Origin of the sequence: Streptomyces europaeiscabiei (assembly GCF_001550375.1) — a bacterium.
In the GTDB taxonomy this organism is placed as follows: Bacteria; Actinomycetota; Actinomycetes; order Streptomycetales; family Streptomycetaceae; genus Streptomyces; species Streptomyces europaeiscabiei.
The window spans coordinates 1-11,028 of the sequence record NZ_LRTR01000727.1 but is presented as its reverse complement, the minus strand read 5'-3'; the positions used below and the strand labels follow the sequence as shown (position 1 = coordinate 11,028).

Genomic DNA, 11,028 nt, shown 5'->3' with positions numbered 1-11,028 from the left:
GCCACCGAGGCGGAGGCCGGTGCGGCCGACGTCGCCGCGGTGGAGGCCGGTGCCGGCTACTGGCGTACCAGCGGCCGGCAGATCCTGGACGCGTCCGGCCAGTCGGTCCGCATCGCCGGCATCAACTGGTTCGGCTTCGAGACCGCCAACCACGTCCCCCACGGGCTCTGGTCCCGCGACTACAAGAGCATGATCGACCAGATGAAGTCGCTGGGCTACAACACCATCCGGATGCCCTACAGCGACGACATCCTCAAGCCCGGCACCATGCCCGACAGCCTGAATCACTCCGACGGCAAGAACGCCGACCTGCAAGGACTGACCTCGCTCCAGGTCCTGGACAAGATCGTCGCGCACGCCGGTCGGAGCGGCCTGAAGATCATCCTCGACCGGCATCGCCCGGACGGGGCGGGCCAGTCGGCGCTCTGGTACACCTCGGCCGTCCCCGAGACGACGTGGATCACCAATCTGAAGGCGCTGGCCACGCGCTACAAGGGCAACTCGACGGTCGTCGGCATCGACCTCCACAACGAGCCCCACGACCCCGCCTGCTGGGGCTGCGGCGACACGGCCAGGGACTGGCGGCTGGCCGCCCAGCGCGCCGGCAACGCGGTCCTGTCCGTCAACCCCGACCTGCTGATCCTCGTCGAGGGTGTCCAGACGTTCAACGGTGTCTCGGGCTGGTGGGGCGGCAACCTGATGGGCGTGGCCCAGTACCCGGTGCAGCTCGACGTCGCCAACCGTGTCGTGTACTCGGCCCACGACTACGCCACGAGCGTCGCCCAGCAGAGCTGGTTCAGCGACCCGTCCTTCCCGGCCAACATGCCCGGCATCTGGGACAAGTACTGGGGCTACATCTTCAAGCAGAACATCGCGCCGGTGTGGGTCGGCGAGTTCGGTACGACGCTCCAGTCCACGATCGACCAGCGGTGGCTGGCCGCCCTGGTCACGTACCTGCGCTCGACCGCCACCTACGGCTCGGACTCCTTCCACTGGACCTTCTGGTCCTGGAACCCCAACTCCGGTGACACCGGCGGCATCCTGAAGGACGACTGGCAGACGGTGGACACCGTCAAGGACGGCTACCTGACGAGCATCAAGGCCCCGGGCTTCCCGCCCGGCGGCACCGGCCCCGGCGACCCGGGAGATCCGGGCGATCCCGGCGACCCCGGTGGCGGAACGGCCGCCTGCACCGCCGCCTACACCGTCAGCAGCGACTGGGGCGGCGGCTTCAACGCCGACGTGAAGGTCACCAACACCGGTACGACCGCGATCACCTCCTGGAAGGTCACCTGGACCTGGCCCGGCTCGCAGCGGGTCGCGACCATGTGGAACGCGTCGTACACGCAGAGCGGGGCGACGGTCACCGCGACCAACGCGGCGCACAACGGTGCCGTGGCCGCGGGTGGTTCGGCGAGCTTCGGCTTCGGGGGCGCGCCCGGGGGTGGGGGTGTGCCGAGTGTGAGTTGTACGGCGGGGTGAGCGCGGAGTGACGGCGGAGTGAGACGGGGGCGTCCGGTACGTGCCGAGCGCCCCCGTCGGTGGGATGGCATTGTCCTGGGGTGACATGTCCGAGATTGATGCAACTACCCCTTTCTGTGAGTCAATCACGAGTAAGTAATGACTCAATTCGGTCAAGTCTTGGTCGAATAAGTTATTGCGGGGTGTGATCTTCGGGAACCATGCGGCCTGGGCCGCGAACCTCGCGGACCTGAACCCCCCATCGTTCAGAGAGAACTTCATGAGAAGAAGCGCAGCCGTGCTGTGCGGTGCCACCGTTGTCCTGGCCGGGTCGCTCACAGCCGCCCCCGCCAACGCCAGCGGGTCGCCCTCCGCGAACACCGTCCAGGCCGCCGCCGCGAAGGTCGCCTGGAAGAAGTGCGCCACGGACAACTCCCCGACGCTCCAGTGCGCGTCGGTGAAGGTGCCGCTCGACTACGCGAAGCCGAGCGGGAAGAAGATCACGCTGGCGCTGTCCCGCGTGCCGCACACCTCGAAGACGTACCAGGGTCCGCTGCTGGTCAACCCGGGCGGTCCCGGCGGCAGCGGTACGGGTCTGGCCGCGTTCGTCGCGTCCTCGCTGCCGAAGAAGGTGGCGGCGCAGTACGACGTCATCGGGTTCGACCCGCGCGGAGTGGGCGCCAGCAAGCCCGCCCTGGACTGCAAGCCGGGCTACTTCAACCCGGTGCGCCCGGACTCCGTGCCCAGCACGTCCGCGATCGAGAAGGCCAACGTCTCGCGCGCCCAGTCCTTCGCCAAGGCCTGCGGCACGAAGTACAAGGACGTCCTGCCGTACATCAACACGATCAGTGCCGTGAAGGACCTGGACTCGATCCGCAAGGCACTCGGCGCGAAGAAGATCAACTACTTCGGCTACTCGTACGGCACCTACCTCGGCGCGGTCTACGCCAAGATGTACCCGCAGAACGTGCGGCGCCTGGTGCTGGACTCCATCGTCGACCCGACGGGTGTCTGGTACGAGGACAACCTCGACCAGGACTACGCCTTCGACAAGCGCCACAAGGCGTTCACGAAGTGGGTCGCCAAGTACAACTCCACCTACAAGCTCGGCACCGATCCGAAGAAGATCGAGGCCAAGTGGTACGCCATGCGGGCGGCCCTCGCCAAGACGCCCGCGGGCGGCAAGGTGGGCGCCTCCGAGCTGGAGGACACCTTCATCCCGGGCGGCTACTACAACGGCTACTGGCCGTTCCTCGCCGACGCGTTCGCGGCCTACGTGAACGACAAGGACGCCGACCCGTTGGTCGAGGCGTACGAGAACTTCGCCGCCATCGACTCCGACGGTGACAACGGCTACAGCGTCTACACCTCGGTGCAGTGCCGTGACGCGTCCTGGCCGCGTGACTGGAAGAAGTGGACCAAGGACAACTGGGCGGTGTACAAGAAGGCCCCGTTCATGGCCTGGAACAACGCCTGGTACAACGCGCCGTGCGCGTTCTGGCCGACCAAGTCGCTGAAGCCGGTGAACATCGCCAACTCCAAGCTGCCGCCGACGCTGCTGTTCCAGGCGACGGACGACGCGGCCACCCCGTACCAGGGCGGTGTCACCGTCCACAAGCTGCTCAAGAAGTCCAGCCTGGTCGTCGAGCAGGGCGGCGGCAACCACGGCATCACGCTGAGCGGTAACAGCTGCCTCGACAAGTACCTGGCGACGTACCTCACCAACGGCAAGGTGCCCCACGGCAAGGGCACGGTCGACGCCACCTGCAAGAAGCTGGCCGACCCGAAGCCGTCGGCCGCGCAGCAGTCGGCTCAGTCGACGCTGAGCACGGCACCGGGGACCGCCGCGACGAGCGGCGCGACCCTGCACGGCATACTCGGCTTCCGCGGCTGAGCATGATGGCTGCCTGAGCATCACCTCGTACGGCGACCAGCGCGTACGGCACGACAAGGGCGCCCGGCGATACGCCGGGCGCCCTTGTCATCGCACGTACGGACGGTGGTCCTCGTTCTTCACGGTGATCCTCGTTCTTCACGGTGATCCGACGTGGGCCTCGGCCACGGCGTACCGGCCGAAGCGCGACCGCAGTCGACGCCAGGTGGGCAGCCGCAACCGCCGGAAGGCGTCCGGTGCGTGCGGTACGACTGGCGTGTCCGGTACGACCGGGGCGTTCGGCAGGGCCGACAGGGCGTCGGCCTTGGTGAGCCAGTCGTCGAACACACCACGGAACAACGGGTGGGCCTGGGCGGTCGGCAGGGAGCGCCTCACGGTAGCCACGGCATTCTCCTCGTAACTCGTAACTCGTAACTCGTAACTCGTAACTCGTAACTGGTCCTGGTATCTCGCTCTCGTACCTGCGAAGTTACTGAGAAACGGCTCGCTGCTACTGTCCAATGGCATGCGGGAAACGCAGACCAATCTGGCCGGGGACCTCCTGCTCAACCTGGGGCAGCCCGGCGACGGACCGCTGCACGAGCGGGTGAAGCGGGCGTTGCGCACGGCGATCAGGCAGGGGCGGATCGAGATAGGAACCGCCCTGCCGCCCAGTCGGCAGCTCGCCGCCGACCTCGGCTGTTCACGGTGGGCGGTGACCGAGGCGTACAGCCAGCTCGTCGCCGAGGGCTATCTGGAGGCTCGTACCGGCTCGGCCACACGGGTGCGTTGGTCGAACGACGACCACGCCGACTCGCGCCGGCCCGCGCCCCACCAGGCTTCCGTGGCCCGTTTCGACCTCGCACCGGGCCTGCCGGACCTGCGGGCGTTTCCACGCCGGCGGTGGGCCGAGGCGGTCCGCGCGCAGGCGACGACGATGGCGTTCACGGAGTTCGGCTACCCGCCGTCCGGCGGTCACCCCCGGCTCAGGAGGCTGCTCGCCGAGTATCTGGGCCGTTCCCGCGGTGTCTCCGCGGCCCCGCAGGACGTGACGGTGTGCACGAGCGTGACCGACGGAGTACGCCGTGTCTGCCACGCCCTGCGGGCCCACGGCATCACCGCCGTGGGGTGTGAGGAGCCGGGCTGGACACGGCTGCGCGAAGTGGTCGGCGCCGCGGGCCTGGAGACGGTGCCCATCCGCACGGACGGCGGCGGTCTGCGCACCGACGACCTCGCCCGGCACACGGGCCTCCGGGCCGTGCTGACGACACCGGCGCACCAGTTCCCACTGGGCACCGTGCTCGTCCCCGAGCGCCGCGCCGCCCTGTTGCGCTGGGCGCGCCACGTGGACGGCGTCGTCCTGGAAGACGACTACGACGCGGAGTTCCGCTACGACCGGCGTCCGGTGGCGGCCGTTCAGGGCATGGACCCGTCCCGGGTCGTCCTGTTCAAGTCGCTCAGCAAGATCCTGTCCCCGGCGCTCGGCATCGGCTGGATCGTGGCACCACCGCGCTGGACCGATCACCTGCACCACACCGACCAGGCGGCGACCCAGCCCTCCACCGTCGACCAACTCGCCTTCGCCGCACTGCTGGAGTCGGGCGCCTACGACCGCCACCTCCGCGCCTGCCGGCAGCGGTACCGCCGCCGACGCGACGCCCTCGTTCAGGCCCTCGCCGAGCAGCTGCCCGACGCCTCGGTCTCCGGCATCGCCGCCGGTCTCCATCTCATCCTCCGGCTGCCCACGACCGTGGGCACCGCGGCCGTCGTCACCGCCGCGGCCTCCCGTTCCCTGCGCGTCGCCGACCTGACGGCCTACCACGCGACCGACGACCACACCGACCACGGCCTCGTCCTCGGGTACGGCAACCTCGCCGACAGCATGGTGAACGAAGCGGTCCGCCATCTCCGTGAGGCGATCGAGTCCTCCGGCTTCACCCCACGGGTGTGAGTCGTACGGCGGCATGGGACACGCGAAGGGCGCCCGGCACCGGTGCCGGGCGCCCTTCAGCGTCCTACGTGTCGTACGTGTCCTACGTGTCGTACGGGAGTGATCAGAGCTTCTCGATCACGTAGTCGACGCACTTCGTGAGGGCCTCGACGTCCGCCGGGGCGATCGCCGGGAACATGGCGACGCGGAGCTGGTTGCGACCGAGCTTGCGGTAGGGCTCGGTGTCGACGATGCCGTTGGCGCGGAGGACCTTGGCGACGGCGGCCGCGTCGATCTCGTCGGCGAAGTCGATCGTGCCGATGACCTGGGAGCGCTTGGCCGGGTCCGTGACGAAGGGGCTCGCGTACTTGCTCTCCTCCGCCCAGGTGTACAGGCGGGTCGAGGAGTCCTTCGTACGGGCCGTGGACCAGCTCAGACCGCCCTGGCCGTTGATCCACTCCAGCTGCTGGTTCAGCAGGAAGAGGGTCGCGAGGGCCGGCGTGTTGTACGTCTGGTTCTTGCGGGAGTTGTCGATCGCCGTGGGGAGGCTGAAGAACTCCGGGATGTGGCGGCCGGACGCGTGGATCCGCTCGGCGCGCTCGATGGCGGCCGGGGAGAAGACACCGATCCACAGGCCGCCGTCGGAGGCGAAGGACTTCTGCGGGGCGAAGTAGTAGACGTCGGTCTCGGCGATGTCGACGGGCAGGCCGCCGGCGCCGGACGTGGCGTCGACCAGGACGAGGGAGCCCTCGTCGGCGCCGGCCACGCGGTTCAGCGGGGCGGCGACACCGGTGGACGTCTCGTTGTGGGTGAAGGCGTAGACGTCGACGCCCGCCTCGGCGACCGGCTCCGGGTGCGTGCCGGGGTCGGAGGAGACGACCGTCGGCTCGGCGAGCCAGGGGGCGAGCTTCGCGGCCTTGGCGAACTTCGAGCTGAACTCACCGAAGGTCAGGTGCTGGCTCTTGTTCTCGATCAGGCCGTGGGTCGCGATGTCCCAGAAGGCCGTGGAGCCACCGTTGCCGAGGACGACCTCGTAGCCTTCGGGGAGCGAGAACAGCTCGCTGATGCCCGCGCGGACCTGGCCGACCAGGTTCTTCACCGGGGCCTGGCGGTGGGACGTGCCGAGCAGGGAGGTACCGGTGGCGGCCAGCGCGTCCAGCGCCTCCGTCCGCACCTTGGAGGGGCCCGCGCCGAAACGTCCGTCGGCGGGCTTGATGTCAGCGGGGATCTGGATATCAGCCACGACCGCGACCCTATCGGCTTCCCGAAACGCGGGCGAAACGTCGTCCGTCGAGTGAGACGCCCCGAGGATGTCGACGCCCTCTCGTGGAATCCGCCCTTCCGCGCCACACTCGGAAAGCCAGGAGGAGGGCGGGGACGATGGTCGGTCTGATCGGCGGGCGGTACGAGCTGGTCGAGTTCGTCGGCAAGGGCGGCATGGGGGCCGTATGGAAGGCCGAGGACCGGTTGATGGGACGGGACGTCGCCGTCAAGCTGCTCAAGGTAGGTCTGGACGACGACGAGGGGAAGCAGCGGCGTTTCCTGCGGGAGTGGCAGGTCACCGCGGGGCTGGAACACGTGAACGTCGTACGGGCCTACGACTGCGGGTGGGGCGAGTTCGACGGAAGCCGCGTCATGTACCTCGTCATGGAACTGCTGGACGGTATGTCCCTGCACGAGCGCATCGCCCTGGAGAAGGGCAGGGGGCTGCCCGTACCGGAGGTGATCCGCTGGGCCGGGCAGATCTGCGGGGGACTTGAGGCGGCTCACAAGCGAAAGCTCGTCCATCGCGACCTCAAACCCGCCAACGTTCAGATCACCGCCGAGAGAAGGGGCGTCCTCCTCGACTTCGGCATCGCCTGTTTCCAGGAGGACGCAGAGGGACACACACGGATCACCCCGACGGGGTACCTGGTGGGCACTCCGGCGTACATGTCGCCGGAACAGTTCGAGGGCAGCCCCGGGACGATCGGTTCGGACCTGTACTCGCTGGGGTGTCTGCTGTACGTGATGCTGACGGGCCGGCCGCCGTTCGAGGGCGACAACGCCAGGGACCTCTGGAACCAGCATCTGAACCAGACACCCCCTGCGCCAGGGAGCCTCCGTAACGACGACACCTGCCCGCAGGAGCTGGACGACCTGGTGCTGGACCTTCTCAAGAAGGACCCGCGGGACCGGCCGGCCGACGTGGCAGAGGTGCTCAGCCGGCTGAAAGGCATTCAGGAAGAGCGGACCCACAGCAGCCGGGGCCTGCGTGAGGAGGCGCCGTCGGCTCCATCGTCGGACAGTCGTCGTTCCAGGACCGCTCCCACCCCCGCACGAGTGGCGGTGGGGGTGACCTGGCGCGAGGAGTGGCTCGAACTGGCGGGCGCGTGCATGGTCGCGGGAGCGGGGACCTTTGGACTGCTCTACGGGGCCGGCGGGGTCGACGCCGACACTTCTCTGCTGTGGGGCGTCGTGAGCATCGGTGTTCCGTTCTTCGGCGGACTGGCGGCGAACCACGGCGTGGGCCCCGACCTGTCCGACGACGGGACGGCGGGGTGCCTGTTCTTCACGGTGCTGATCCCGATCCTCGTCGGGTGTGTCTGGCTCACGGCGGCCAGAGGTGACTTCGCCTGGTACTACGACCTGTTCATCGGCTTGGGGCTGGCTTTGACCGCGCTCGCCGCCGCCCTCTTCACCTACGTCGTGGGGGCGGCGACGGGGCGCTCCGGTGGCGCGGGTGTGATGGCCCTCTTGAACGGGATGCTCCTAGGCGCACTGGTCGCCGTTCTCCTCGCCGCGCACCACCACTTCGTGTGGTGGACGACCGCACTCGGCACGCTCTGCGTCTGGGGAGCGGGGCTCACCCTGACGCGAGCCGTGTACAGGTTCGCCCGGAGCTGAGCGTCGACCCCGGCTCAACCCACCGCACGCCCCGGCGTGAACCGCACCGGGAGTTCCACCAGACCCCGCAGCCAGGGTGAGGCGCGGCGGGTGAGGGAGGCTGCCGGGACCGCGAGGTCCATGTCCGGGAGGCGGTCCAGGACGACTTCTATACCCGTTCGGGCGATGACCTCGGCCGTCTCCTGGGCCGGGAAGGGGCAGCGGTGGTCGCCGTGGCCGAAGGAGAAGTGGGCGTTGTTGCCGCCGGTGAGTGCGGAGCCGTGGACGCGGACGCGGGGGTCGGAGTTGGCGCCCTGGAGGCCGAGGACGACCAGGTCGCCCGCGCGGAGCACCCGGCCGCCGAGGCGGGTGTCGCGGGTGGTCCAGCGGCCGGCGGCGTTCTGGATGGGGGCGTCCTCCCACAGCACCTCGTTCATGGCCTCGGCCACACTGCTGCGCCCGCCGAAGAGCGAGGCCGCGAAACGGTCGTCCGTCAGCATCAGGTGGAGGGAGTTGCCGATCCAGTCGGCGGTCGGCTGGTGGCCCACGGCCAGCATCACCATCACGTCGTGGGTGACCTCCTCGACCGTGACCTCGTACGCGCGCGCGTTCGCGAGCAGCCGGGACACCACGTCGTCCCCGGGCTGCTGCAGGCGCTCCGCCACCAGCCGGGACATCGCCGTCCGCAGATACCCCTCGGCCGCCATCGCCCGGTCCTGGCCGTCGAGGATGTCGTTCAGCGCCACCACCAGCCCGGGACCGTGCTCCTCCCGGAAGCCGAAGAGGAACGCCAGCACCCGCACGGGCAGCAGCGCCGCGAACTGCCCCACCAGATCGGCCGCGCCCACCCCGCACACCACGTCGATCAACTCGTCGGCGAACCGCTCGACATGACCGCGCAGTTCGATCGGTTCGACCGCCTCCAGCGCCTCCTCGATCAGCGCGACACGCTGCCGGTGCCGCTCGCCGACCGTGCCGAGGACCGACGGCTGCTCCGGGCTGATCACGGGGAGCAGCGGCCAGTCGGCCGGGATGTTCGGCCACTGGTTCCACAGTTCGGAGTCCCGGCTGAACAGCTCCGGATCGCTCGTGACCTGGTGCAGCTCGCGATAGCCGAGCACCAGCCACGCCGGTACGCCCCCGTCGAGCAGCACGGGCGCCACCTCGCCGTGTTCCCGCCGCAACTCCCGGTACAGCGCGGCGGGTTCACCACGGAAGCGCGCACCGAAGAGGGGGACGGGCAGGGACGCCGACAGAGGGGCCGAGTGGCCGTCGCCGTTCTCAGAGGTTACGAAGTCCAACTAGCACCTGCTCCAGAATGTCCAGATCGATCAGGGCGGCCTGGTTCGGATGCCGGGCGCTGACCCGGCCGGCCGTGAGGAGGTCGGAGAGCAGCACCTTCGTGATGCTCACCGGCAGCCGCAGCTCGGCGGCGATCTCCACCACCGCCGTCGGCCGCTCCGTCAGCCGCAGGATCGCCACATGCTCCGACTGCATGCCCGGCATCGGCTGGCTCTCGGCGACCACCAGGGTCACCAGGTCGAACGGCGTTCCGGGCGCCGAGTGGCTGCGCCCCCCGGTGAGTGTGTACAGCCGGTCGGGCAGGTCGTCCCTGCCGGGCCGGCTCATGACGTACGGGGCGCCAGAGCCGTAGCCGCGGTCGTCGACGAAGCGGTGGTCGTACGTGTCGTCGTACCCGGCATCGGGTTCGCCGGGCCGGTCGGGCCGGTCGGGTGGCGCGGCTTCGCGCTCAGGTGCTCGCCGAGTTGTTCGACCAGCTCGCTCATGTTGTGGCCGACGAGTCCGGCGTCCGCCTCCTCGTCCGTCACCACGGCCAGATGCGCGCCCTCGCCCGCCTCCACGATGAACAGGACCCCGCCGTGGAACTCCGCCATGGCCGACCGCACGCCCCCGCTGCCGTCGCCGAACTCCAAGGACGCCCCGTGGGACAGCGACTGGATGCCGGCGGCGATCGCGGAGAGCTGGTCGGCCCGGTCGACGGTCAGCTCGGGCGTACGGCACAGTCTCAGCCCGTCCCGGGAGAGGACGAGCGCGTGCCGGGCGCCCGGAGTGCGTTCCAGCAGTCCCTCCATGAGCCAGGTGAGCCTGTCGTCGGCGGTGGTGCCGATACCGGTACCGGTCATGGGGTGTGGTCGCCTTCCAGGTGGGGGTGGGTGCGCGGGTCCGGGGCGGGGGGCCGCTCTCCGGCCGGGTCGGGATCCGGGGTCTGGCCCGAGGCCGGACGGAAGGGGAGGGGCGCGGAGGCGGTGGAGTCGTCAGGGGCGGGGCGGGTGTCCCGTACGGGTTCCCAGGCCAGTTCCCGTACCGGATCGAGCTCCCACTTCGCTTCCCGTACGGGGTCGGGTGACCAGGGCAGTTCCGCGGCGGCGTCCGCTTCCCACGCCGCGTCCTTCGCGGCTTCCGGCTGCCACGCGAGTCCCCGCGCGGGCTCGGGCTCCCATGCGGTCTCCTGCACGGGCCCGGTCTCCCAGGCCGCCTCCCGTACGGGTTCGGGTCCGGACTGCCACGCCGATCCTGTCACGGCACCCCACTCGGACTCCCGCACCGGCTCCAACTCCGGCTGCCGTACGGCCTGCGCGGGCGGAGCGGCATCCCGTACGGGTTCCAGGGCGCCCTCCCGTACGGGCTCCGGGGCGGCCTCGTGCGGGTGCGGCCCGGCCGGGTTCGCGTACCGGTCCACGGCGGCGGCCGTCTCCGGCGTCGTCGATGGCGTTGCCGGTGGCGTCGTCGGTGTTCCCGGCACCTCCGTGGCGCCCTCGTCCCCCGCGGCCGTCCCCTGGACGAACGCCTGGTCCAGCCCGCCCGTGCCACGCACCGCGCGGCGGAAGCTGCTGAAGCGGACGGCGCCGGTGCTGGCGTCCTCGGCGGGCCGGGAGGT

Annotated in this window: 8 protein-coding genes and 2 pseudogenes; 4 read left to right on the top strand and 6 right to left on the bottom strand. The window is 69.9% G+C overall.

Going from position 1 to position 11,028, the window contains the following annotated elements:
- The first annotated feature begins 39 nt into the window (after positions 1-39).
- A complete protein-coding gene (locus AWZ10_RS36115; protein ID WP_425264527.1) occupies positions 40-1,482 on the top strand; it encodes a cellulase family glycosylhydrolase in 1,443 nt (480 codons plus the stop codon).
- A gap of 259 nt (positions 1,483-1,741) precedes the next feature.
- Positions 1,742-3,355, top strand: coding sequence for an alpha/beta hydrolase (locus AWZ10_RS36110; RefSeq protein ID WP_060893114.1), 1,614 nt, complete (start codon positions 1,742-1,744; stop codon positions 3,353-3,355).
- Between the two features lie 138 nt (positions 3,356-3,493).
- Here the strand turns inward: AWZ10_RS36110 and AWZ10_RS36105 are convergent, their stop codons facing one another.
- Positions 3,494-3,739: a hypothetical protein gene (locus tag AWZ10_RS36105; RefSeq protein WP_060893112.1), complete on the bottom strand. Its 246-nt coding sequence runs from the start codon at positions 3,737-3,739 to the stop codon at positions 3,494-3,496.
- A 121-nt stretch (positions 3,740-3,860) separates the two neighbouring features.
- Here AWZ10_RS36105 and pdxR point away from each other — a divergent pair, with 121 nt between their 5' ends.
- Positions 3,861-5,285, top strand: coding sequence for a MocR-like pyridoxine biosynthesis transcription factor PdxR (pdxR, locus tag AWZ10_RS36100; protein ID WP_046702525.1), 1,425 nt, complete (start codon positions 3,861-3,863; stop codon positions 5,283-5,285).
- A 103-nt stretch (positions 5,286-5,388) separates the two neighbouring features.
- On the opposite strand, the gene serC is transcribed toward pdxR, so the two are convergent.
- Positions 5,389-6,507: a phosphoserine transaminase gene (gene serC / locus AWZ10_RS36095; protein WP_046702524.1), complete on the bottom strand. Its 1,119-nt coding sequence runs from the start codon at positions 6,505-6,507 to the stop codon at positions 5,389-5,391.
- 137 nt (positions 6,508-6,644) lie between these two features.
- Between serC and AWZ10_RS36090 the strand changes: the two genes are divergently transcribed.
- Positions 6,645-8,150 (top strand): serine/threonine protein kinase, encoded by a 1,506-nt coding sequence (locus tag AWZ10_RS36090; protein WP_060893111.1) that lies wholly within the window; start codon positions 6,645-6,647, stop codon positions 8,148-8,150.
- A gap of 14 nt (positions 8,151-8,164) precedes the next feature.
- On the opposite strand, the gene AWZ10_RS36085 is transcribed toward AWZ10_RS36090, so the two are convergent.
- The 4 genes and pseudogenes from AWZ10_RS36085 to AWZ10_RS36070 form a co-directional block, all read right to left on the bottom strand.
- The gene (locus AWZ10_RS36085; protein ID WP_046702530.1) at positions 8,165-9,385 is read right to left on the bottom strand and encodes a cytochrome P450; all 1,221 of its coding nucleotides are present in this window, start codon (positions 9,383-9,385) and stop codon (positions 8,165-8,167) included.
- A gap of 25 nt (positions 9,386-9,410) precedes the next feature.
- Positions 9,411-9,758: a DUF742 domain-containing protein gene (locus AWZ10_RS36080; RefSeq protein ID WP_046702523.1), complete on the bottom strand. Its 348-nt coding sequence runs from the start codon at positions 9,756-9,758 to the stop codon at positions 9,411-9,413.
- 107 nt (positions 9,759-9,865) lie between these two features.
- Positions 9,866-10,273, bottom strand: a pseudogene (locus AWZ10_RS36075) (roadblock/LC7 domain-containing protein); the annotation flags it as partial.
- Positions 10,270-11,028: pseudogene (locus AWZ10_RS36070) on the bottom strand (hypothetical protein); the annotation flags it as partial. The pseudogenes AWZ10_RS36070 and AWZ10_RS36075, both read right to left, overlap by 4 nt.

What these genes read in the sequence shown, in the direction of transcription:
- AWZ10_RS36090 (WP_060893111.1), top strand. Translation starts at nt 6,645, where the DNA reads ATGGTCGGTCTGATCGGCGGGCGGTACGAGCTGGTCGAGTTCGTCGGC.
- pdxR (WP_046702525.1), top strand. Translation starts at nt 3,861, where the DNA reads ATGCGGGAAACGCAGACCAATCTGGCCGGGGACCTCCTGCTCAACCTG.
- AWZ10_RS36080 (WP_046702523.1), bottom strand. Translation starts at nt 9,758, where the DNA reads ATGAGCCGGCCCGGCAGGGACGACCTGCCCGACCGGCTGTACACACTC.
- AWZ10_RS36110 (WP_060893114.1), top strand. Translation starts at nt 1,742, where the DNA reads ATGAGAAGAAGCGCAGCCGTGCTGTGCGGTGCCACCGTTGTCCTGGCC.